Below are 22,255 nucleotides of genomic sequence, written 5' to 3' on the forward strand. Positions count from 1 at the left end.
GATAGAGCCGTAACTACCCCAGAAGTTCGATCTGTTTCATTATTTCTTCAGCTTCAAATACCTTTTGATCACTTAGTTTTCTATTGGTAGTTGAAAGGCTATGGGCATCTTTTAGAAGCTTTTCGTATTGACCTTGTAATTTTTCCTTTTTGGTTTTCTTTTTGAATAATCCTAACATATCGGTACTGTATTTGATTCTTAGGTAAAAATACAGAATGTTTAATCTTTATGTGTTAATATTAAACAAAATAAAATTTTAAGAAATGTGAAGGCGTGAAAAAACCCACTTACGTATTTAAGCAAGTGGGTTTAATGATTAACAAAAGGGTAAGAATGAATTAAAGACTTTCCTTAATTGCCTGATCCAATATACTTATACCCAAATCTATTTCTTCTTTGGTTATCGTAAGGGGAGGGGCAATTCTAAAAACGCTGCCATACCCTTTCATTCTTACAATGTTCATATTTAAACCTAGTTCTAAACAGCGATCACAGATGTTCATGCCTAAATCATCATCAGGAACTTTGGTCTCTCGGTTTTTAACGATCTCAACACCTAATAGTAACCCTTTTCCTCGCACATCTCCAATACATTCATGTCGTTGTTGCAATTCCAATAGTTGTTCTTTCAGGTATGCGCCCATAACCAGGGCATTTTCAGATAGATTTTCACCATGCAATATTTCGAAAGCCACTAATCCCATGGAAGCACAGAAAGGGTCCGATACATGGGATGTCATATAGACAAAACCATTTTTATGGCATTTTTCTTCTATTTCAGCAGTGGTAACTGTTGCAGCCAAAGGCAATCCGCCACCAAGGGTTTTGGAAAGGGTTACAAAATCTGGAACCACATCATACCATTCAAAAGCAAATGTTTTTCCCAATCTACCCAATGCTGTTTGAGCCTCGTCGAAGATGAGCAACAATCCGCGTTCCTCACAAAGTTCTTTCAGGCGCTTTACATACCCTGGTTTTAATTCTATCATTCCGGCCGCACTTAGCAATGGCTCTGCAATTAATGCTGCGTATTCCCCAACGGACTGTTGATCTGCCATTTTTATACCCACCTCTAGGCACGTATTATCACAGCTTCCCTTGCAATGCGCGATAGGGCAGCGGTACTCGTATGGTGCGGGAATCATCAAACTCCCCGGTATAGTCGGTCCGTACCCCTGTCTTGTCTTCGAATAGGTATAGGACTGGGCACCTGCTGTCATACCATGCCAAGAACCAGAGAACCCAATGATTTCAAATCCACCGGTTACTAGCTTGGCCATTCGTATAGCCACTTCATTGGATTCGGATCCCGTATTTACGAAGATGCTTCTTGAAAGGCTTTCGGGTAATTCATCCGAAAGTTGTTTTGCCAAATCAATTACGGGAGGGGATAGGATAGAGCTCAATAAATGAATCGCTCTATCACCCGATTTTTCTAATAGTTCGACGATTTTGGGATGATTGTGTCCAAATACAGAACACATTTGTCCAGATGTAAAATCCAGAACAGCATTTCCTTGTTTGTCATAGATATAGCTTCCTGAGGCTCTTTCTGCAATAAAGGGGGAGAATTCCCCACAATAGCGTATTAAGTTCTTCTCGGCTTCTTTGACCTCTTTTAAATGTGAATCGTGCATGGTGTATTATTTTCATGCAAGTTCAGTCAATTAAGTGATTAGAAATTGTAAAATTCTATCATTCTTTAATGAGATCGGCATAGCGCTTGGGAATCATTCCCACGTTTATCTTGAAGTATTTATTGAAATGACTCTGATCGTAAAAACCGGTCTCATAGGCCACATCAGAAAAACTGTCCTTTACTTTTATGTACTCCTTGGCCTTTTCAATTCGGAGGTTGAGAAGGTACCGCATAGGGGCAATACCAATGTTTTTTTTGAATAAACGCTGGAAGTGGCTTTCGCTCATACATGTTATATCCGATAGTTCTTCCACTAATATTGGGCGATTATAATGTGTTTCGAAATGGGCCAATGTCTTTCGTAATACAATTTCGGCATTGTTGGAACGAAGTTTATTCGGTCGTAAGAATCGCTTGAAGGCATCCGGAATGTCGTTATATTCTTCTTTTAACAGACTGGGGGTGCCTAGGTTTGTTCTAATGGATTCGAACCAATCATCGAAATGGTCTTTATAGGAAAAACAATTATGTATGATGGTTAATCCCCATCTATTATTGTGGAGGTCTGTAAAAGAATGCGATTTGGGTACCCGTATCACTTTGTAGTAAAAATAATCCTCTACCTCAGATTGATGCGCCATGTAGGGAGGTATTATGACCAAGTCATTTGCCTTCAACCGAAAGGAAGCCCCTTGACATATTAAATTAGCACTGCCCCCCAGTATATAGGAAAACGTGTAGAGATCCGGATGTAAGTGCATCGGGAAATAGTGCTTTTTGTCATAATATATAGTAGCGCATTCCATGACTTCATGGGTTATTCTATTCAAATGTACTTAAAATCCTATCTGGTTCAACACGGAATTACATAACAGGGTATAAAATTGTTTGGTCGGTTATTTTATGGTGTTGAAATACATATTTACCATTACCATAAAAAATGTCATAAATTATCTTTGTGGGGTATAGAGTTAATTTTATATTTGCACCACCAAAATTAGAACGGTCGCGTAGCTCAGCTGGATAGAGCATCTGCCTTCTAAGCAGACGGTCGCAGGTTCGAGTCCTGCCGCGATCACAAATACATCGAGAAGGCAAGCTAAGATATAGCTTGCCTTTTTTAATGCATACAAAAACGGGATTTTCAATACAGAAACCCACTCAGAACTTAGATTGATATAATCTTATTCATGAAAACCGCAATAATTCAATTATTGAGGGCTAAATCCCAGAAATAGATGCCCGCCATTAATTATTTTTAATAAGTTTGAATCACTTTAAAATATTTAAACAAATTCTATGAAAAAGTTATTACTAGTTGGAGCCATCCTTTTTATTACAATGCAAAGTCAAGCACAAGATCAGAGACTTTTTGACGATCTTTGGTATCTTACCCAAATCAGTGTTGATGGGCAAGTCATTGCAGCTCCAAATAATGCCGAGGTGAACAACATACATTTAGATTTGGAGAATCTTTCCCCTCCTAATCAAGACTTTCAGACACAGGTTTGTGGTTTCCTTGCGGGAAATGCCAGTTATAGCACCACTTTACCTGAGTTTTCCATTTCAGGGCTTATTCAGTCGGTCGTGATGTGCGATGATCCTGATAACAATATTTTCCAACAGCAGTACTATGACATTTATTTGGATAACAATAGTGATCCTTATGTATACAGTATCCAAGACAATGGAAATGGCGATTTAGAACTCACTATAACAGCTGTGAACGGTGATCAGGCATTTTATAGCAATCAAACCCTGTCAGTTTCAGATATCAGTGCTCTTAGGCTAGAGATCACTCCTAATCCCGTTTCTGAGCGGCTTTTAATTGCGGTACCAAACACACGAATTGAGAAGTTTTCAGTCTTCGACTTGAACGGAAAAATGGTTATGCAACAAGCAAATAATGATGACACTTTATTCGTGGGAGGCTTGCCTTCAGGGGTTTATTTTCTAGAAGCATCTACAGAAACCCAAAGTGTGATTCAGAAATTCGTTAAGAAATAGAACGATTACAATTCTTTCTAAATACAAGAGAATCCCATGATGTTCATGGGATTTTTTGATTTACGACCAATATAGACGCTTGCGGTTATTGCATGTGACTGGGCGTGATTTCAAATTTTAAAATTACATTTAGGGTAAAATGGTATTTATATGTCTGTTCAGGAACAACTAGCGCAGCAAATTAGGGATATGCATTCAGGCTCCAGTATGACCGGGGTCAATTTAAAGAATGCGTTGGATGGAATTACTTGGGAAATGGCCAATCATAAGGTAGAAGGGTTCAACACCATTGCAGCGCTCACCTTTCACATTAATTATTATGTGCATGGGGTTATTCCAGTTTTTGAAGGAGGGGATCTAACTATTCACGATAAATATAGTTACGATATTCCCGATATTTCATCGGAAGCTGATTGGAATCGTTTACTGGATCAGTTTTGGACCGATGCGGAAAAACTGGCGAAGCTAGTAGGGGAGTTACCAAACGATACCTTGTTGGCTCCCTTTGTTAAAGAAAAATATGGAACCTATTTTAGGAATATAATGGGCATCATAGAACATACCCATTATCATTTGGGGCAAATTGTTTTGTTGAAAAAGCACATTTTACGAACTAATGACTAGCCACTTCAATTTCTAAATACCGTCATGCCTTTTGGCACTTCAGGACTATTCTTTCATTGTTCATATTAGTGGTAAAGAACAAATAGTCATCCCCACCATCCGAAATACGCCACTTTTTGCGCAGGGTAGCTACATCCTCTGGAAAGTTGCGTATGGTAACGTTGGCCTTGGTATTTTTGAAAACAGCCATGTTTTTCTTTTGATACGGAATCACCTCCTTAATCTGAAATACCCGTCCAGGGAAGTTCTTTAGCTCGTTAGAAGTAAATAAGTGACTATGCTGATGAAGCTTGCCTATGCCGAACGAATTTGATAATACATCCAAATTCCCTGCTTTCATCAATGCAGCATTGGGTTCGTATAGATATTTCTGCGGGAGATCATAACGGTTGGAAGCCTCCTGTTGCATCGTAATACTAAATTCTTGAGAACCAGAATTGTCAAAGTTTTGGGTAATTATGCGTATTTCCCCTTTACATCGTTTATCCAGAACCCACAGGAGTTCTTTTACTTCATTCTTAACCGCAACAATGTGAATATCCTTTACGAACTTTAGATCAGCTAATGCCGCCGAAATATCCAACATAGGCGATGTCTTAAGCAATAGGGTTTGGCAGCGCTCCATGAGGTAATCCAATTCCCGGACGATATCCGGCTCACAATCTTTTAGGAAAAATACCTTGCCCTTGGATGCATGCCTGCGGGCTGGGTCTGCATAGATAACATCGAACGTCCTATTCTCGATAGCCTTTATGCCGTCTTCACAATAGGTTTCTGCATTTTCTACCTCCAGCACCTTGAAATTGTGCGCTGCGATATCGGAAAGGTTTTGGTCGTGTTCGAAATGAAAAAATGTATTGAATTGTTTTGAGAAATAGAATCCATCCACTCCAAAACCACCGGTAATATCGGCTAGGGATGCTCCCGACAGGAGGGAGGCTTTATATTTTGCCGTAATTTCAGAAGAGCATTGTTCTAGGTTAATTTTATTCGGAAAATAGATGCCCTCCGTCTTATGCCAACAGGGAAGTTTCTTTTCGCTCTTTCTGAAACCTTCTATTTGTGTAATAAGTTCGGCTGTGGTGATATGGGTGAACGGACTTCCCTTAAATGCCAAGGATGTGGTGTCACCTTTGTAATTGCGAATAAATACTTGGGCTTTATCTTCTAGGATAAATGTGTTCACATTGCGAAAATACGTTAAGTTTTGGTCAACTCAAATAGCGCAATGGCAGTAGCTTGCGTAACATTCATACTACTGTTCGTTCCAAACATTTCAATATGAATACAAGTATCTAAAAGTTGTAATAAGTCTTCCCTAATGCCGTGTTGCTCACTACCAATGATCAAGGCAATTTTTTCGTTAGCTCCCTTACTATACGTTTGTATGGGAGTACTCGTAGATGTTATTTCAAGCCCCAGAATGCGATATCCTTTTGATTTCAATTCAGGGATATAGGATGTGAGATCAGGTACATATGCATAATTGACCGTCGTAAATGTATTACGTGCCGTTTTTCGAAGACGGGGAGAGGAAAGGTCGATCTCTCTATCCAATACTAATTTCTCGATCCCAAAAGCATCGCAGAGACGAAAAAGACCACCAATATTTGCCGGACCGGTCACTTGATTCCCTATAACGATAATGGGATGTTTAGATTCAGAAAATGGAGTTGTATTATGGGAATGTTGCACGCTCATGCATTCCTAGTTTTCAAAAACATAGGAAATGATATTCGCACCCATTTGCAGCGCTTTCTGGCGAACGGCTTCAGAATCATTATGAATCTCTGGGTTTTCCCAACCATCGCCTAAATCACTTTCATAGGTATATAACAGCACCAAACGTCCCTCTATGGTGATTCCAAACGCTTGGGGTCGCTTATTATCATGCTCATGAATTTTAGGAAGCCCTTGTGGAAACTTAAAATGACTAGTAAAAATGGGATGATCTGCCGGAAGTTCCTTCAATTCTTCATTTGGGAACACTTTTACCAATTCCTTACGCAAATATTCATCCATACCATAATTATCGTCAATATGAATGAACCCACCACTTACCAGATAGTTACGCAAATTCTCGGCTTCTTCGTCCGAGAAAAAAACATTCCCATGTCCCGTCATATGTACATAGGGGAAGTTAAACAGTTCTACACTTTCTGGCGAAACCGTTTGGGGCTTTTCATTTATTGAGGTATTAATCTGCTCATTACAAAAGCGAATAAGATTGGGAAGGGCAGTAGGATTGCTATACCAATCACCGCCGCCACCATATTTTAATACAGCAACCTCTTGACCCAAACAGCCAAAGGAAAAAAACAAGGTTAGAATAAATAGGTAATAGCGCATAAGCGCATCAAAAGTACAAACTTTGAAAAGGAAGGGAAATAGATTAACTAGATTTTATCAAACATTTCTTTGTGAACCCCATTGGTGAATTTTTGCCAATCTTTTGTTATAACAGAAACTTGCGCCCGTTGCATTTTAGATAATACACGTAAGTGATTTGTAGGCTGTTCAGCAGCAATAGATCGAAGGGCTTCCTTCTTGCTTAGTTGGTTGGCATTCATAGGTTCGTTTTATAGGGGTCTATAAATTCATTGATATTGGGGATGACAATATACAAATTATCGACAAAACACCAAATTTATCGGTAAAAGTATTAAAGAAATTAAAATTGATTTAGAAAGGAAATGCTGTGACAGCCAACAATAGCAGCTGTTTCAGTTCGTAACCTACTGACTCCCAATGTAGTTGATTGAAATGAATTTTTTAATGCCAATTCAAATTCCATGTGGGAAAAATCTCCTTCTGGTCCAATAAGCAAAGTAACATCCTCTTCTTTGGTCACCAGCTCTTTTATGGATTGCTTTTTCACGTCCCCACAATATGCTATAAGTTTTTTAGAGGTGTCTCCCTTTTGAAGCGCTATAAATTCTTTGAAATTAATGGCATCCTCTAGATGAGGTTTATATGCCTTTAAGGATTGTTTCATAGCACTTTCAATAATACGCTCGAATCGATCTTTTTTAATTACCCTTCGTTCACTGTGTTCACAAATAATTGGGGTAATGCGATGTATGCCAATTTCCGTAGCTTTTTCCAGGAACCATTCAAAACGATCATTGTGTTTGGTAGGGGCTACGGCCATGTGCAGTTTATAAGGAAGTTGGGCAACGTGGCTGGTATCCTTTACGATTGCAAGGCATTGTTTGGGCATCAAGCTTATAATCTCTACGGTGAATAGGGTGCCATTACCATTGGTCACGTGTAAAAGATCCCCTTCTTTTTTCCGGAGAGCTTTGGCGATATGCCTACTTTCTTCCTTGTCGAAAGTTACTTCGCCTGTAGTGGATTCAATATTTGGATGGTAGAATAAGTTCAATGGCTTTACATTTTCATACGTGCGTTTGCGATCACATCGTTTTTTGCAAATAATTGCTGTTTGTATTTTAATTCCCCAACAATTGCGATCATGGCGGCATTATCCGTGCAGTATTCAAAATTTGGAATATAGGTAGACCACCCCAATTCGCTCTCTGCATCTTTTAATGCTTTTCTAATGCCGCTGTTGGCAGATACCCCACCACCAATGGCTACTTCCTTAATACCAGTTTGCGCAACGGCGTTCTTCAATTTATCCATAAGATAATCTACTATGGTATGTTGCAGGCTAGCGCAAATATCGGCCATATTCTTTTGTACAAAATCAGTATCCTTTTGTGTCTCCTTTTCTATGAAATAGAGCACTGCCGTCTTCAGACCACTAAAACTGAAATCCAATGGGGCCACTCTTGGTTTTGTGAAGGGATAGGCCTTGGGATTGCCTTCCTTGGCATATTTGTCGATTAATGGACCTCCAGGGTAGGGAAGCCCAAGTATTTTTGCTGATTTATCGAATGCCTCGCCAACAGCATCATCTAATGTTTCGCCAATTACTTCCATTTCAAAATAACTGGAAACCTTCACAATTTGGGTATGGCCACCACTAATGGTTAAAGCCAAAAATGGAAACTTTGGTGCCCTTTGATCTTTTGCCTTGATAAAGTGTGCCAAAATATGCGCTTGCATATGATTCACATCAATCAACGGAACCCCTAATCCCATCGCCAAGGATTTCGCAAATGAAGTTCCCACCAATAAAGATCCCATAAGTCCTGGTCCTCTTGTAAAGGCAATGGCTTTTAAGTCTTTTTTGTCGATATTTGCTTTGTGTAAAGCTTGATGTACCACAGGAACAATATTCTGCTGGTGCGCGCGGGATGCGAGTTCTGGTACAACCCCACCATATTCTACGTGTATTTGCTGGGTAGCAACAACATTGGACAGGACCTCCCCGTTGTTAATTATAGCAGCGGCGGTATCGTCACAGGAGGATTCAATACCCAATATGTAGCAGTCTTGCATCATGAATTTTAGGCACGTTTATTGGTAACAAAATTAAAACTTTAAAAGCGTATCAAAAAACTTCGGAAAATAATCATTCGTACCATAGCGGTCCTTGTGTTGCTTATTTTGGTATTGGTGATATTTTTTTCCATACCTGCTGTGCAAACCGTCGTGGCCAAAAAGGTGACCGATCGACTTAATGAGACATATGGGACGGATATACAAATTGATCGATTAGGCCTTAACTGGAAGGGTGAAGTTGATATTCGCGGCGTTTTTATAAGGGATCATCATAAGGACACTTTAATTTATTCTGAAGAAATACAAACCAGTATACTAAGTGCCAAACGCATGATGGATGGCAAACTGGATTTTGGTTTCATAGATCTCACCAATGCGAAATTGTACATTACGACCTACCCGGGGGAGACAGATGACAATCTTTATATTTTTACTGAAAAGTTTGAAACGGGAGGTCCTCCAAGCGAAGAACCATTCTATCTTAATGCGGATAAAGTAAACCTAGAAAGTACCACTGTTCGGATTCGTGATGAGAATTTGGAGGTGCCAGAGGCTATTAATTTCTTTAATATTTACCTATCGGCAGATGATTTTACCGTATTGGGGCCGGATGTTACAGCTAAGGTACATTCACTTACCTTAGATGCAGCACGTGGTTTCTCGGTTCAAAAACTGGAAGCCGATTTTTCCTATACCCAAACCGCAATTACCTTTAAGGACTTCAGTTTGGAAACGTATGATTCCTTTATAAATGGGGATTTGATATTCAATTATGGGGAGGACGGATTATCCGACTTCAATAATACAGTGATTATTGATGGGGATTTTGTAGACTCTAATGTTTCTACCAATGATTTGAATGCATTCTATAACGAGTTTGGAAATAACATAAATATCAATTTGGAAGGCGCCATAGATGGTACTCTAAACGATTTCAAATTCTCCAATGGGAGACTTAGTTACGGTAACACCCGTTTACTCGGTGATTATTACTTCCAAAACCTTTTAGACGAAAAAGTCCCACACATAATAGGAGGTAAGAACCATGTCATTACTACTAATTATTTTGATTTAAGAAGGCTTATGCCATCTGTTCTGGGCGAACAACTTCCTCAGGAACTCAAGTATTTTGGGAGTTTTTCGGTGATTGGTGATACAAATCTAAATGACGACTTTTTGGTAACCGATAGTAATATCCTAAGTGATTTGGGAGATGCTAGGTTGGATATGGAAATGGGCAATATTCATGATTTTTCAAACGCATTTTATAGAGGGGATGCCATATTCAGCGATTTCAACATGGGCAAGCTTACCAATTCTATTTCCTTCGGAAAAGTAAATGCCAATGTTTCCATAGACGGTCGTGGATTCACTGCTAAAACCGTGAACACCAAAATAAACGGTATCATTAGTAGTTTCGATTTCGAAAACTACGTGTATAAGGATATTGTGGTGTCCGGAAATTTAAAAGATCCTATTTTCAATGGGAAATTATCCATCGACGATCCCAATGTTAAACTAGACTTTAACGGATTGGTCGATATATCAAAAGAATTCAATCAGTACGATTTCGAAGCAGATATCGAATATGCAGAATTGAACAAGTTGAACCTTTTTAAAAGAGACAGTGTTTCCGTATTTGCAGGTAGGATTGTAATGGACATGCAAGGAACGTCTATTAATGATGCCGAAGGTAATATTGAGTTCCTGCAAACCTTTTATCAAACCGATAAAGATGATTTCTATTTCGATGATTTCCTGATCACCTCATTTTTCGAAAAGGACATCCGTACCATAGAAATTAAGTCCCCAGATATTATAAATGGAAAAATAAGCGGTAAGTTTTTGGTTGAGGACATTCCCAATTTATTCCATAACTCGGTCGGAAGTATTTATGCTAATTACATCCCCAACGAAGTGACTACGGGACAATATATTGACTATGAGTTCAATATTTATAATAAGATAGTCGACGTTTTTGTGCCTCAGTTACGGCTGGGTGAAAATACACGTGTAAGAGGTTCTGTGTATTCGGATGAATCAAAATTTAAGCTCGATTTCAGGTCTCCAGAGCTATTGGTATATGACAATTATTTGAGCAAGGTTAATATTCAATTGGATAATGACAATCCACTATACAACGCCTATGTATCTGTAGATTCTTTGTATACAGGTGTTTATAATTTGACCGATGTAAATCTCATCAATAAGACCCTGAACGATACGTTATATGTGCAGTCCAGTTTTAAAGGGGGCAAGCGTAAGGCAGATCTATTCGACTTGGCCTTGTATCACACCATTAATCCAAATGGTAAATCGGTCGTAGGGATTAAGAAATCCAAAATAACATATAAAGACAATGACTGGTATCTAAATAGGGATAACGATTCCAGAAACAAAATAACCTTCGACAATAATTTTAAGGATATCAATTTAGATTCGCTTACGTTGAGGCACAAAAATGAATTGATACAGATGGCTGGTTTCGTTAGGGACACTACCCTGACCGATATGAAAATTGGTTTTCGGGACGTGGACATTGGTAAACTGATTCCTGAAATTGATAGTTTGGATTTATCCGGAAATGTAAATGGTCGACTCAGTTTACTTAAAAGGGGTAAGGCATTCTATCCAAACTCTGGTTTGGTTATCGATAATGTGACCGTTAATGACGTAAACTTTGGGGATTTATTCTTGGAGATTAAGGGGAATACGGACCTTACTCAATATACTATTGCTTCCAATTTACGCAACGACAACGTGGATTCCTTTAAGGCTGAAGGAAACTTGAATATTGCTGGGGAAGATCCTTTGATAGACCTTGCCGTAGATTTTAACAACTTCAATCTGGAGGCTTTTAGTCCATTCGGAGGGGATGTAATCACAAATATTAGGGGAGGGGTTTCGGGAAATACCCAAATTACGGGAGTATACGATTCTCCAGAAATAAAAGGAAATTTACTGTTGAATAATTCTGGAATGACCATCCCGTACCTAAATGTGGACGTTGACTTGGATGATAATACCTTAGTTCAAGTGGAGAAGGATGCTTTTATATTGCCTGTCACTGGAATTACAGATACGAAATACAATACGTCGGCAACTTTAGAGGGCGCATTTACGCATACCAATTTTAGTAAATGGAGTATGAACTTAGATATGGAGACTAATAGATTCCTGGTGCTCGATACTCCCCAAGATGATGATGCACTATACTACGGAACTGCTTTTATTAGTGGGGAATCCAGTATTAAGGGCCCAATTGATGAATTGGTGATCGATGTGGTTGCGACTACGGAAGAAGGGACCAAGTTTAAGATACCAATTAGTGATGCCGCAAGTATAAGTGATGATTCTTTCATTAGATTCATTTCGCCTGAGGAAAAGCAAGCTAGGATTAGCGGGGAGACGATTGTGCCCGAAGAGGTGAAAGGGCTTTCGCTTAATTTCGAATTGGACATCAACGAAAGCGCGGAAATTGAAGTATTGGTGGATCAAAAGAACAATTCGAACCTTAAAGGGAAAGGATTTGGAAATTTATTGTTGGAAATAAATACTACCGGTAAGTTTAATATGTGGGGTGACTTTCTGGTGACCGAAGGGACCTATGATTTTAGGTATGGAGGAATTGTAGACAAGACCATTGATCTTGTGCCTGGTGGAAACATTACTTGGGATGGCAATCCGACCCGAGCCCGTTTGGATCTAACAGCCCGTTATGAAACTCAGGCCAATCCTGCCGTATTGCTGGATAACCCCTCCTTTAACAGAAGAATAGATGTAGAGGTTTTGGTAAACCTTACCGAAGAAATATTGAAGCCCGATCTAGATTTCCAGATTAACTTTCCAAAAGTTAATTCAACGGTTAGAAGTGAGTTGGAATATAAACTACAGGATAAAGAACAACGACAGACACAGGCCTTGTTTTTGGTTTCAACCGGAGCTTTTCAGGGCGATGTGAACATAGGGGGGCAAAATGCTTTCAGTAGCACCCTTACAGAACGAGTAAACAAGTTGGTAAAGGATATATTTGCTGGGAGCGATAAGAAATTTACAGTATTACCTTCCATTAGAACCAACCCAAATACCGCCAATCAACAGACGGAATATCAAGTGGGAGTGGAGCTATCCACACAGATTTCGGAACGGGTTCTTATTAACGGTCAGGTGGGGGTTCCGGTAGGTGGTGCTAACGAATCTACAGTAGCGGGCGATATAGAAGTGCAGTGGTTGGTAAACGATGACGGTAGTCTCCGTATTAATTTTTTCAATAGACAGGCAGATCTTCAGTTTATTGGGGAAGACCAAATATTCGAACAGGGAGCTGGGGTTTCTTACTCTGTGGACTTCGACACCTTCAAGGAACTCATGAAGAAGCTCTTTAATAAGAATGTAAGCGTGGAACCGGAGGAAGAGGTTAAGGAGAACCTTAATGAGGGCTCCCCAGTTAATTTTGTAGGTTCAGACTCTAAAGAAGAAAACTGATTCCTTTACAAAGAAGCAATCATTGAAATTTCGACATTCACGTATTTTGGCAAATTGGCCACTTCTACAGTTTCCCTTGCAGGCGCAGTAGCTTCGTCAAAATAGGTGGCATATACTTCGTTAATCTGGGAAAAGTTTTCCATATCACTAATGAAGATGGACGTTTTTATGACATGACCAAAATCCATTCCAGCAGCAGCCAATACTGCTTTCATATTTTCCATCACCTGTTTCGTTTCAGTTTTGATATCATCTAAAACAAGTTCTCCGGTGTTAGGGTCTATCGCTACTTGTCCTGAAGTGTATAACATATTCCCAAGTAAAACAGCCTGATTATATGGACCAATAGGAGCGGGGGCATTCGGTGTATTGATGATTTTTTTCATGATCTTATGGTTTTAAAGTCGTCTGTCGGCTTCTCTACGTTTATCGTATTTAATGTCTTTCAGGATTCCACGAACCCCGATAAAGAAATTCCAGGATGTATTTCGAGCGCCAATGGGTGTCCAGCTAAACCAACTATACCAGCTCTCCAAATCCCGTTCAAACCTAAATTGGGTAAGCGTCACCCCTTTGTTCTTAAAGTCATATCCAGAGGAAACACGGACACTCCATCGCGGTGACAATTCCACACTGGAACTCAGCATAATAGATTGTGAGGATATTTCGTTCTGCCTTGCCGCATTACTATAGGTCATGGTATAAGCCATTCGCAGGGTCCACGGCATATCATAATTATACCAAGAACGATCCTTGCTGTCTGTTTTCTTCCTCCGTGAGGCCGCATTTGCCAATGGCGAATCTGCCCCAAACAGGTCGTCAGGCCTTCCACCGTTCCTAAAGGTGTCGTTGTCGAAATCGTCATCCTCTTGGGGTTCATCGTCTCCCTTACTTTCAAAATCCTTACTGGAAAAGGAATAATTGAAACTTATATTGGCTGCTGTGAGCCTAAAAAGACTTCCACCATTATCGATATTGAACATATCAATCCTTCTATTATCATTATCCAATGCATAGGGGTCTAAGGATCCATTCACATTCAGCTCTAGCTTTTCAATAATTGGAATTCCCGCAGAAAAACGTATCGGGCTAAAATTCAATGAATCGGCAGAAAAACTATAGCTCCCGGCAAAGTTAAGGTTGTTAATGAGGGATATCTTCTTTGGCTCGGTAGCTGTAGTATCCCGATCCCGCACTTTGGCTTCAATAGTATTATTCAAAGAATAAGATAAACCACTGGAGTACGTATTATTTGGTGCTCCATACAAAGTTCCTTCAAACCTTGAGTATTGAACGATCTCATCTTGCACTAAGGGGTCCGCAGATTGCGTCGGAATAACATATTCGTCATAAAACTGATCAAAAGAAGGGCTTATGCTATAGCTAATGGAAGGGCGCATGGTGTGACGAATTGCCTCAATTTTACCTCCTTCTTTATTTGGTGTGAAATCCCCGTAAACCGTGGTTCCCAAACTTGTCGAAAAGCTATAGGTTCTATAACTATCGAACCCGGAAACCGTGTCGCGAACAACGCCTCCAACACCTTCGTTTAACTCAGAATCATAGGATTGGTTAAAAGTTTTGCCTACCCAAACTTCCTCATAATTAGCACCCATAGACATGCTGAGGTAATTAAACAGTTTAAAGTTGGTGCTTAACGGTATGGTATGTCGTGCACCAATTCTGGCATCATCGAACATTTCCTTTTTAAAGAATAGGGAATCGGTGGTTTCAATCCTGTTTTCCGATACTACATTATACTGTAAATTGATATTTTGGACCGCACCTTTCTTAATGCCACTTTTGGGAGCAAATGGGAAGATCCTGGAGACACTACCGTTAAAGTTGGGTAGGGACATATTGATTACTTCGGTCTGGGTATTCTGGCTGTGGGTGGCTGCAATGGTAAAGCTTACTTCTGGCTGTGTAGGAATCGTTTTGGAATACGAAACAGACGAACTAAGGGTATTAACCAATTGGCTAGCATTGTTTGTTTGATTGATACTCTGCTGCAAGTATTGACTACTTCCAAGGTTCACTGAGGCACTAAATCTAGAATTTGGACTGGATTTAGTATCCTGCGAATGACTCCATCGAATATTATACAGGGTGCTCTGACTAAAATCTGGGAAACCCCGTTCGCTTTCTATCAGGTTTTCATACCTAAAACTGAGATTTCCACGAAACTTATAGCGCAATGCATAGTCACTATCTGCCCTTAGTCCATAACTCCCATTAGTGTAATAATCGCCCGTGAGCGTCAAATCTACATAGTCATTAAGTGCGAAATAATAACCTCCGTTCTGGAAGAAGAACCCTCTCCGGTTGTTTTCGCCAATGTTGGGCAATAAAAATCCTGAAGATCGATCTTTGGTAATGGGGAAAAATGCAAATGGAAGGCCAATCGGCGTAGGAACATTCGCTATGTACATATTCACTAATCCCGTAACTACTTTCTTTTTTGGTACAAATTTGGCCTTACGCGCCAAGAAATAATATTCAGGGTCTTCGGTTCTCTCGGAAGTGGTGAATTTTACATTTTTAAAGTAATAAACCGAATCGTTTTCCCTTTTGGTAACCTCAGGAATAAACTTGACCCCGTCCTGTTCGGTAGCCGAGTTATAGGATATTGCTTTTTTGGTGTCCATGTTAAACCGAATGGAATCTGGTTCTACTTTATTGGGACCTTGAACGAATATGGGAGCTTGGCTATAGACACCAGCACTATCAATCCCTTTCGCATATACTTCATTTTTATTATAATCAAGGATGATAAGGCCCGCATCTATGCGAAGGTCTTCGTATACAATAAATGCCTTGTTGTACATATACACCTTTCCTTTTTTCCGGTCCACAAATACATAATCCTCCCCATAATACTCCACCACATCTGTTAAAAGGTCATCTTTCGGCTTAATCGTATCTGTTTTTACGGTATCCAATGGAGTTTGGGAAAGGGTGATTTCCTGGGTAAACAAGGTATCCCTTCTTTCCTGGATGATGGTATCTTCCTTAGCCCTGATAATAATACCGCCCTTAGTCGGGGGATCTTGTGCATAGATCGTACTTCCACAAAATAGTAGAAAGAAGTATAAGAAGAATAAAAGTCGCCCTTTTATATGCAATGTTAATAGTCTATGTGTTGTAGATATCTTTTGTGATAAATATATTCCGATTTCATTAAACTTAGCATCGCAATGTATAAATTGGCTTAGTTTTTGAAAGCCCAAAATTAAACATATTTTTTTGGGTTCGATTTCTAAAAACAATTTTTTAAAATATCAGTAATAATACTGCGTTTCATCTATATGAGAACTAAATACCTACTCAGTTTCTTACTATTTATAGGAATTTTAACTTCCTATGCATTTTTAGGCCACAATAACGATACCACAAAACCTTTTGTCGTTGTATTGGATGCAGGACATGGCGGGCATGATGGGGGTAAGTATTACAATGGGTATAAAGAAAGTGCAATCGCCTTAAAAATCACCTTAAAAGTAGGTGCTGAATTGGAAAAGGACCCAAATTTCAAGGTAATTTATACAAGAAAGACCGATGTGTTTGTAGATCTTAAGGAACGGGGTGCCATTGCCAATAGGGCAGATGCCGATCTTTTCGTTTCCATTCATTGCAATGCGCATAATTCGCAAGCTTATGGCGCCGAAACCTTCGTATTGGGGCTTCATACCAACAAACAGAATATGGAAGTGGCCAAAAAAGAGAATGAGGTTATCTTTTTGGAAGACAATTACGAAGAGAATTACGCAGGCTATGATCCCAACTCCCCAGAATCGTTTATAGGCCTTACGTTAATGCAGGAAGAGTATTTGGATCAAAGCATCATGTTGGCGAGTTTAGTACAAAACAACTTCGTGAATAAATTAAAGCGCAAGGACCGTAGTGTAAAACAAGCTGGGTTTATTGTGCTTCATCAAAGTTATATGCCTAGTGTGTTAATTGAGACTGGTTTTTTGACGAACAAAAAAGAAGGCGCATATCTCAATTCAAAAAAAGGACAGAATGAAATGTCCAAATCAATTTCCGATGCTATAAAAAGTTATAGAAAAAATTTAGCCTTAGCCACGAGCGATGCCCAAAATCCGGTAATTACACAAGACGAAATTGAAGAAGCCATCGAGAGTGCCGAGGAAAAGCTGTATGAAGGAGTGACCTTTAAAGTTCAATTGGCAGCGAGTACCAAAAAACTGGAGACCAAACCCTATAACTTCAAAGGATTGGAAGGGATTAGTCGCAATAAGGAGGATAGCCTTTATAAGTATTACTATGGGGAAACCAGCGACTATAATAAAATTCAGTTGATGAAAACATTTGCCCGCGAAAAGGGATATCCGTCCAGTTATGTGGTTGCTTTCAAAGATGGAAAGAAAGTGAAGCTTGCCGATGTACTTTCGAATTAGATCCTTCTAACCCCCTGTTTTTCTTGATATTACAGATCATTTAAGAGGCAAAATGTCTACTACGTATTTTTACGTATTTTTCTGAAAATGATGCTTTTAGGCTGTGATTTTTACCAGTAACTGTGTAAGTTTGATGTAAAATCACACCCATGGCAACCGACCCTACAACCCAAGTATCCAAGTCTGATACTATGTCAAAAACGTCAGAAACCATTTCCCCTGAGGTAAAGACAGAATTGAAGAACGAGATTAATAATATGCTTTCCTTTGCCGTGTTTAATGGTACTATTATTAATACGGAAGTGATTCAGCAAATAAAGCAGGATGATGTGGAAAGTTTAGTAAATACGCATAATTTACTTTGCAAGAACATAGCACCTGCAACACCAAAATCCATAAAATATATTCGAACCGTAAAAGAAGACGTGACCAAAAGCATGCGGCTTAGTAAGCTGCCATTGGTTCGTAATCTTATCATACTTGCCATCGTATTTCTGGCTATTTTTATTCTTACCGGAATGTCGGAAGGTGTAAACAATGATTCCCTCGACAAGGGTATCATGAACAATAGTGGCTGGCCGCTATTACTTAACTTGGCGTTCCTATCTTCAATAGCGGGGTTGGGTGTGCTGTTTTATCTTTTGAAAAATGTAACCATAGCTGTTAAAAGCAGCACCTTGGTACCTGAGGACAACATATATTACTTTGCGGTAATCGTACTTGGGGTTATTTCCGGTTTGATCCTTTCCGAAATTATTTCCTTTTACACGAAGGACCCAGAGGGCATAAATCTGTTCAATAAAAGTATCCTAGCGCTTATAGGTGGGTTTTCTTCAGATGCCATATTCAGTGTACTACAAGGTATTATCGATAGGATTAAGGCCATATTTGTCACACCCAGTTAATTATGATAACAGAAGAAAATTTTAAGAAGATCATACCAGATGTAAGTTGGGGTAACGCCTCCAAGTATGTGAACCTGTTTGATACCACATTACCAACATACGGTATAGACACCCCGCTTCGGAAAGCCCATTTTTTGGCCCAGGTGGCTCATGAAAGTGGTGGTTTCAAGTTTGTGGTAGAGAACCTAAACTATTCTGCAAAAGCGCTGTATGGAGTGTTTAGAAAGTACTTTCCAACCATGGATTTGGCCAACCAGTATGCCCGACAGCCAGAAAAGATTGCCAATAGGGTGTATGCCAATAGGATGGAAAATGGAAATGAAGCAAGTGGTGATGGATGGAAATTCAAAGGTCGGGGACTCATTCAACTCACAGGTAAATCGAATTACAAGTTATTCTCCAACGACGCACAACAGGATTTTCTGGACCAACCAGATCTTATAGCCTCTCCGCAATGGGCACTCGCCTCTGCTTGCTGGTTCTGGAAAAAGAATAATATTAACCGTTATGCCGATACTGATGATATTCATATGGTTACCAAAAAAATTAATGGGGGATATAACGGACTTCAAAGTAGACAGCATTTTTTGGATGAGTTCAAAAAGTTATATGGAATTTAAGGGTTCCAGTAAGTTCGAGAAGTTCCGTACGTCCTGAAAAACCTGTTATTAACCTGTGTATATTCTTTTTGTAAAGACGTGGTATAATCATATTTATTTCTAAATTTGTTTGGTAATTTAAAACCAAGCTTTTGAAACTTTCCAGAGAAGTAAAAACAGCGATTTTAGTCCTTTCCGGAATCCTCCTGTTCATTTTTGGGTATAGCTTTTTGAAGAATTCAGATTTATTGAATACTTCAAAAGTGTTCTATGTGAAATATGATAATGTGGCAGGACTGGCTACTTCAGCTCCGGTAACCATAAACGGCCTGGCAGTAGGTAAGGTGGTAGGTATTGATTTTGCAGATAGATCCGGTAAATTGATAGTGAAGTTCTCGGTAGAGAAAGACTTTGAATTCTCCAAGAAAAGTATGGTCCAGATATACAGTAGTGGTTTTATTGGAGGAAATAATCTAGGAATCATTCCCGATATGTCCACAAACGTAATGGCAGTTTCGGGCGATACCTTAAAAGGAGAGATACAATCGGGCATGATAGACGGAATCATCGAAAAATTCGACCCGCTAGAAAAAAGCCTTATGCAAACACTAGGGCGATTGGATACCGTACTGAATGGAGTAAATGAGGTGTTAGACGAAGATACCAAAGCCAATTTGCGATCCAGTATCTCCAATTTAAACCAAACCATGGCCAGCTTTAAAGGGGCTTCGCAGAATTTCAATAGTTTGTTAAGTACCAATAAGGAAAAAATGAGCAGTACTCTGTCCAATTTGGATACCACCGCTGCGAATTTTGCCAAGCTATCGGACTCCTTGGCACAGATTAACGTAAGTAGCTTGGCCACCAATTTAGAAAGTACCATTGGTCAATTGAAGGAATTGTCTGAAGGCATAAAAAATGGGGAGGGAAGCTTAGGCAAGCTTTTAAAAGACGAAGAACTATACAATAATTTAACTGGGGCATCCCTTCAATTAGAGCAACTATTGGAGGATATGAAACTGAACCCTAAGCGCTATGTGCATTTCTCCTTATTTGGAAAGAGGCCAAAGCAGTATGAAACACCCAAAGATTCGATTAACTAATGCAGTATATTCCTAACATACTTTTTCTTTTGGCCCTAATTTTAGGGATAGGTTTCTTTACCCGTAACATTCGCAAGGTTATCCGAAACATAAAGTTGGGGCAGGAAACCGATTCCAGTGACAACAAAAGCCAACGTTGGAACAATGTTATTAGAATTGCATTGGGTCAGTCAAAAATGGTAGTGAGGCCCATTTCCGGGTTTTTGCACCTCATTGTATACCTGGGTTTCATTATTATTAACATTGAAGTACTTGAAATAATTATTGATGGCCTTTTAGGCACTCATAGAATCTTCTCATTTATGGGTGGGTTTTATGGCTTCTTAATAGGGACCTTCGAAATTCTTGCCGTACTTGTTTTTGCAGCTGTTATTTTCTTCTGGATACGAAGGAATGTACAGCGTATCAAAAGATTTTTAAGTCCTGAAATGAAAGGATGGCCTAAGAGCGATGGGAATATCATTCTCTATTTCGAAATGGTCCTAATGACCCTATTCCTAGTGATGAATGCGACCGATGTGACCTTTCAGGAAATGAATTCGGGAAATTTAGTTTCCAAATATATTGCCGGTTGGTTTAGTGGAACTTCAGAAAGTACCCTGCATTTCATAGAGCGTATAGCTTGGTGGCTACATATATTGGGCATATTGATATTCCTTAACTATCTGTACTTCAGCAAGCATTTGCACATTATTTTGGCATTTCCGAATGTGTATCATGGACGGGTTACCCCAAAAGGGCAGTTCAAAAACCTGGAATCGGTTACCAATGAGGTAAAACTTATGATGGATCCAAATGCAGATCCTTTTGCAGCTCCGCCAGAAGGTGCAGAAACACCTGCAAAATTTGGTGCTAGCGATGTAATGGATCTATCTCGTGTGCAATTATTAAACGCATACACCTGTACCGAATGTGGTCGGTGTACCAGTGAATGCCCTGCCAACCAGACAGGCAAGAAGCTATCACCTCGTAAGATTATGATGGACACCAGGGATCGTCTGGAAGAGGTTAGCAAACAAATTGACAAGAACGGGGCTTTTGAGCCAGACGGTAAGCAGTTGTTGGATGATTATATTACCAGGGAAGAATTATGGGCTTGTACTACATGCAATGCATGTGTACAAGCCTGTCCAGTAAGTATAGATCCACTATCAATTATAATGGATATGCGCCAATATTTGGTGATGGAACAATCGGCGGCTCCTTCAGAGCTCAATGTGACCATGACCAATATTGAGAACAATGCGGCGCCATGGCCATTCAATCAGATGGATCGTGCGAATTGGATAAATGAGTCTTAGAAATATATATGTTCTTTTAGGAATTATTTTTTTAGCCGGGACGTTTGCAGTCACGGCACAGCATCGGGATTATAGAAAGGATTCCCTGCAGTTCAAAATGTATACCCGACTGTATGTAAATTCATCTATAGAGTTAGACTCAGTGGTGGTGAAAAAAATATTCTGTGATTTCTGTTCCGAACGGCAATTGGAAGCTTTGAGGGAAGAAGCGTTTAGAAGAAGTGTGTATGAAAGTGAGAATCCTAAATACAAGAAAGCAGGCGAACATAGGTTGGCCCTTTATATACGATTAAGTAAATTAGATTTTAAAGCATTAAATCAAGAAGATGAATAAAGACGAAGTAGAGAAATTACTGCATGAAAAAGTGGAACAAGGTGAAACTGTGAGCCCTGTATTGCCAGAAGGTGTTAAAAATTATCTCATAGACATAGATGGAACGATTTGTGATGATATTCCAAATGAAGAACCCGAAAGGATGGCTACGGCCAAACTATATCCTGATGCACTTAAAACATTGAATAAGTGGTATGGAGAAGGGCACATTATTTGCTTTTTTACTTCCCGTACGGAAGATCATAGAAAAGTAACAGAAGATTGGTTGGACGAACACGGCTTTAAGTATCATTCGCTGCTTATGGGCAAGCCAAGGGGAGGGAACTATCATTGGATAGACAATCACTTGGTAAAAGCCACGCGTTATAAAGGAAAGTTCACCGATCTGGTAGAAAAAGAAGTTACCATTGAAGTATTTAAAGACTAG

The 22,255-nt window shown here is 39.5% G+C and carries 21 protein-coding genes and 1 tRNA gene; 11 read left to right on the forward strand and 11 right to left on the reverse strand.

Annotated elements, in window-relative coordinates; genetic code table 11:
* Window positions 1-13: 13 nt before the first annotated feature.
* From AC6JAD_RS14765 to AC6JAD_RS14775, 3 genes are all read right to left on the reverse strand, one after another.
* The gene (locus tag AC6JAD_RS14765; RefSeq protein WP_461303119.1) at window positions 14-178 is read right to left on the reverse strand and encodes a Lacal_2735 family protein; all 165 of its coding nucleotides are present in this window, start codon (window positions 176-178) and stop codon (window positions 14-16) included.
* Window positions 179-338: 160 nt separating this feature from the next.
* Window positions 339-1,637 carry an aspartate aminotransferase family protein gene (locus AC6JAD_RS14770; protein ID WP_461303120.1) on the reverse strand — a complete coding sequence of 433 codons (1,299 nt, stop codon included), beginning with the start codon at window positions 1,635-1,637 and terminating at the stop codon, window positions 339-341.
* Window positions 1,638-1,695: 58 nt separating this feature from the next.
* Complete coding sequence (locus AC6JAD_RS14775) at window positions 1,696-2,445, reverse strand: AraC family transcriptional regulator (protein ID WP_461303121.1); 750 nt, start codon at window positions 2,443-2,445, stop codon at window positions 1,696-1,698.
* Between the two features lie 198 nt (window positions 2,446-2,643).
* Between AC6JAD_RS14775 and AC6JAD_RS14780 the strand changes: the two genes are divergently transcribed.
* The 3 genes from AC6JAD_RS14780 to AC6JAD_RS14790 all read left to right on the forward strand — a co-directional run bounded on the left by AC6JAD_RS14780 (window position 2,644) and on the right by AC6JAD_RS14790 (window position 4,270).
* A tRNA-Arg gene (locus AC6JAD_RS14780) sits at window positions 2,644-2,717 on the forward strand.
* Window positions 2,718-2,938: 221 nt separating this feature from the next.
* Window positions 2,939-3,646, forward strand: a complete 708-nt coding sequence (locus AC6JAD_RS14785; RefSeq protein WP_461303122.1) for a T9SS type A sorting domain-containing protein — start codon at window positions 2,939-2,941, stop codon at window positions 3,644-3,646.
* A 150-nt stretch (window positions 3,647-3,796) separates the two neighbouring features.
* Window positions 3,797-4,270, forward strand: coding sequence for a DinB family protein (locus tag AC6JAD_RS14790; protein WP_461303123.1), 474 nt, complete (start codon window positions 3,797-3,799; stop codon window positions 4,268-4,270).
* Between the two features lie 22 nt (window positions 4,271-4,292).
* Here the strand turns inward: AC6JAD_RS14790 and AC6JAD_RS14795 are convergent, their stop codons facing one another.
* The 6 genes from AC6JAD_RS14795 to tsaD all read right to left on the reverse strand — a co-directional run bounded on the left by AC6JAD_RS14795 (window position 4,293) and on the right by tsaD (window position 8,680).
* A complete protein-coding gene (locus AC6JAD_RS14795; RefSeq protein ID WP_461303124.1) occupies window positions 4,293-5,456 on the reverse strand; it encodes a THUMP-like domain-containing protein in 1,164 nt (387 codons plus the stop codon).
* A 14-nt stretch (window positions 5,457-5,470) separates the two neighbouring features.
* The gene (locus tag AC6JAD_RS14800) at window positions 5,471-5,971 is read right to left on the reverse strand and encodes a TrmH family RNA methyltransferase (RefSeq protein WP_461303125.1); all 501 of its coding nucleotides are present in this window, start codon (window positions 5,969-5,971) and stop codon (window positions 5,471-5,473) included.
* Window positions 5,972-5,977: 6 nt separating this feature from the next.
* Window positions 5,978-6,619 (reverse strand): DUF4159 domain-containing protein, encoded by a 642-nt coding sequence (locus AC6JAD_RS14805; protein WP_461303126.1) that lies wholly within the window; start codon window positions 6,617-6,619, stop codon window positions 5,978-5,980.
* 47 nt (window positions 6,620-6,666) lie between these two features.
* Window positions 6,667-6,840 carry a hypothetical protein gene (locus AC6JAD_RS14810; RefSeq protein WP_461303127.1) on the reverse strand — a complete coding sequence of 58 codons (174 nt, stop codon included), beginning with the start codon at window positions 6,838-6,840 and terminating at the stop codon, window positions 6,667-6,669.
* Between the two features lie 101 nt (window positions 6,841-6,941).
* The gene (locus AC6JAD_RS14815) at window positions 6,942-7,655 is read right to left on the reverse strand and encodes a 16S rRNA (uracil(1498)-N(3))-methyltransferase (protein WP_461303128.1); all 714 of its coding nucleotides are present in this window, start codon (window positions 7,653-7,655) and stop codon (window positions 6,942-6,944) included.
* A 5-nt stretch (window positions 7,656-7,660) separates the two neighbouring features.
* Window positions 7,661-8,680 carry a tRNA (adenosine(37)-N6)-threonylcarbamoyltransferase complex transferase subunit TsaD gene (gene tsaD / locus AC6JAD_RS14820; protein WP_461303129.1) on the reverse strand — a complete coding sequence of 340 codons (1,020 nt, stop codon included), beginning with the start codon at window positions 8,678-8,680 and terminating at the stop codon, window positions 7,661-7,663.
* A gap of 93 nt (window positions 8,681-8,773) precedes the next feature.
* On the opposite strand from tsaD, the gene AC6JAD_RS14825 reads away from it, so the two are divergent.
* A complete protein-coding gene (locus AC6JAD_RS14825) occupies window positions 8,774-13,165 on the forward strand; it encodes a translocation/assembly module TamB domain-containing protein (RefSeq protein WP_461303130.1) in 4,392 nt (1,463 codons plus the stop codon).
* A gap of 5 nt (window positions 13,166-13,170) precedes the next feature.
* On the opposite strand, the gene AC6JAD_RS14830 is transcribed toward AC6JAD_RS14825, so the two are convergent.
* Both AC6JAD_RS14830 and AC6JAD_RS14835 read right to left on the reverse strand, forming a co-directional pair.
* Window positions 13,171-13,551 (reverse strand): RidA family protein, encoded by a 381-nt coding sequence (locus tag AC6JAD_RS14830; protein WP_461303131.1) that lies wholly within the window; start codon window positions 13,549-13,551, stop codon window positions 13,171-13,173.
* Window positions 13,552-13,563: 12 nt separating this feature from the next.
* Window positions 13,564-16,290: a putative LPS assembly protein LptD gene (locus AC6JAD_RS14835; RefSeq protein ID WP_461303132.1), complete on the reverse strand. Its 2,727-nt coding sequence runs from the start codon at window positions 16,288-16,290 to the stop codon at window positions 13,564-13,566.
* 183 nt (window positions 16,291-16,473) lie between these two features.
* Here AC6JAD_RS14835 and AC6JAD_RS14840 point away from each other — a divergent pair, with 183 nt between their 5' ends.
* The 7 genes from AC6JAD_RS14840 to AC6JAD_RS14870 all read left to right on the forward strand — a co-directional run bounded on the left by AC6JAD_RS14840 (window position 16,474) and on the right by AC6JAD_RS14870 (window position 22,255).
* Window positions 16,474-17,586 (forward strand): N-acetylmuramoyl-L-alanine amidase family protein, encoded by a 1,113-nt coding sequence (locus AC6JAD_RS14840; RefSeq protein ID WP_461303133.1) that lies wholly within the window; start codon window positions 16,474-16,476, stop codon window positions 17,584-17,586.
* Window positions 17,587-17,735: 149 nt separating this feature from the next.
* Window positions 17,736-18,491: a hypothetical protein gene (locus AC6JAD_RS14845; protein ID WP_461303134.1), complete on the forward strand. Its 756-nt coding sequence runs from the start codon at window positions 17,736-17,738 to the stop codon at window positions 18,489-18,491.
* 2 nt (window positions 18,492-18,493) lie between these two features.
* On the forward strand, window positions 18,494-19,111 hold the full coding sequence (locus AC6JAD_RS14850) for a glycoside hydrolase family 19 protein (RefSeq protein ID WP_461303135.1): 618 nt from the start codon (window positions 18,494-18,496) through the stop codon (window positions 19,109-19,111).
* 131 nt (window positions 19,112-19,242) lie between these two features.
* A complete protein-coding gene (locus AC6JAD_RS14855) occupies window positions 19,243-20,193 on the forward strand; it encodes an MlaD family protein (protein ID WP_461303136.1) in 951 nt (316 codons plus the stop codon).
* Window positions 20,193-21,494 carry a 4Fe-4S dicluster domain-containing protein gene (locus tag AC6JAD_RS14860; RefSeq protein WP_461303137.1) on the forward strand — a complete coding sequence of 434 codons (1,302 nt, stop codon included), beginning with the start codon at window positions 20,193-20,195 and terminating at the stop codon, window positions 21,492-21,494. The genes AC6JAD_RS14855 and AC6JAD_RS14860 overlap by 1 nt, the downstream gene beginning before the upstream one ends.
* Window positions 21,484-21,828 (forward strand): hypothetical protein, encoded by a 345-nt coding sequence (locus AC6JAD_RS14865; RefSeq protein WP_461303138.1) that lies wholly within the window; start codon window positions 21,484-21,486, stop codon window positions 21,826-21,828. Before AC6JAD_RS14860 ends, AC6JAD_RS14865 begins: the two co-directional genes overlap by 11 nt.
* Window positions 21,821-22,255, forward strand: coding sequence for an LNS2 domain-containing protein (locus tag AC6JAD_RS14870; protein ID WP_461303139.1), 435 nt, complete (start codon window positions 21,821-21,823; stop codon window positions 22,253-22,255). The genes AC6JAD_RS14865 and AC6JAD_RS14870 overlap by 8 nt, the downstream gene beginning before the upstream one ends.

It is taken from the genome of Aureisphaera sp., from assembly GCF_059726885.1.

Excerpts from the sequence above, each read along its gene's own strand:
- AC6JAD_RS14850 (WP_461303135.1), top strand. The coding sequence starts at position 18,494 with ATGATAACAGAAGAAAATTTTAAGAAGATCATACCAGATGTAAGTTGG.
- AC6JAD_RS14865 (WP_461303138.1), top strand. The coding sequence starts at position 21,484 with ATGAGTCTTAGAAATATATATGTTCTTTTAGGAATTATTTTTTTAGCC.
- AC6JAD_RS14775 (WP_461303121.1), bottom strand. The coding sequence starts at position 2,445 with ATGGAATGCGCTACTATATATTATGACAAAAAGCACTATTTCCCGATG.
- AC6JAD_RS14800 (WP_461303125.1), bottom strand. The coding sequence starts at position 5,971 with ATGAGCGTGCAACATTCCCATAATACAACTCCATTTTCTGAATCTAAA.
- AC6JAD_RS14845 (WP_461303134.1), top strand. The coding sequence starts at position 17,736 with ATGGCAACCGACCCTACAACCCAAGTATCCAAGTCTGATACTATGTCA.
- AC6JAD_RS14770 (WP_461303120.1), bottom strand. The coding sequence starts at position 1,637 with ATGCACGATTCACATTTAAAAGAGGTCAAAGAAGCCGAGAAGAACTTA.
- AC6JAD_RS14810 (WP_461303127.1), bottom strand. The coding sequence starts at position 6,840 with ATGAATGCCAACCAACTAAGCAAGAAGGAAGCCCTTCGATCTATTGCT.
- AC6JAD_RS14840 (WP_461303133.1), top strand. The coding sequence starts at position 16,474 with ATGAGAACTAAATACCTACTCAGTTTCTTACTATTTATAGGAATTTTA.
- AC6JAD_RS14830 (WP_461303131.1), bottom strand. The coding sequence starts at position 13,551 with ATGAAAAAAATCATCAATACACCGAATGCCCCCGCTCCTATTGGTCCA.
- AC6JAD_RS14765 (WP_461303119.1), bottom strand. The coding sequence starts at position 178 with ATGTTAGGATTATTCAAAAAGAAAACCAAAAAGGAAAAATTACAAGGT.
- AC6JAD_RS14785 (WP_461303122.1), top strand. The coding sequence starts at position 2,939 with ATGAAAAAGTTATTACTAGTTGGAGCCATCCTTTTTATTACAATGCAA.
- tsaD (WP_461303129.1), bottom strand. The coding sequence starts at position 8,680 with ATGATGCAAGACTGCTACATATTGGGTATTGAATCCTCCTGTGACGAT.
- AC6JAD_RS14805 (WP_461303126.1), bottom strand. The coding sequence starts at position 6,619 with ATGCGCTATTACCTATTTATTCTAACCTTGTTTTTTTCCTTTGGCTGT.
- AC6JAD_RS14870 (WP_461303139.1), top strand. The coding sequence starts at position 21,821 with ATGAATAAAGACGAAGTAGAGAAATTACTGCATGAAAAAGTGGAACAA.
- AC6JAD_RS14860 (WP_461303137.1), top strand. The coding sequence starts at position 20,193 with ATGCAGTATATTCCTAACATACTTTTTCTTTTGGCCCTAATTTTAGGG.
- AC6JAD_RS14790 (WP_461303123.1), top strand. The coding sequence starts at position 3,797 with ATGTCTGTTCAGGAACAACTAGCGCAGCAAATTAGGGATATGCATTCA.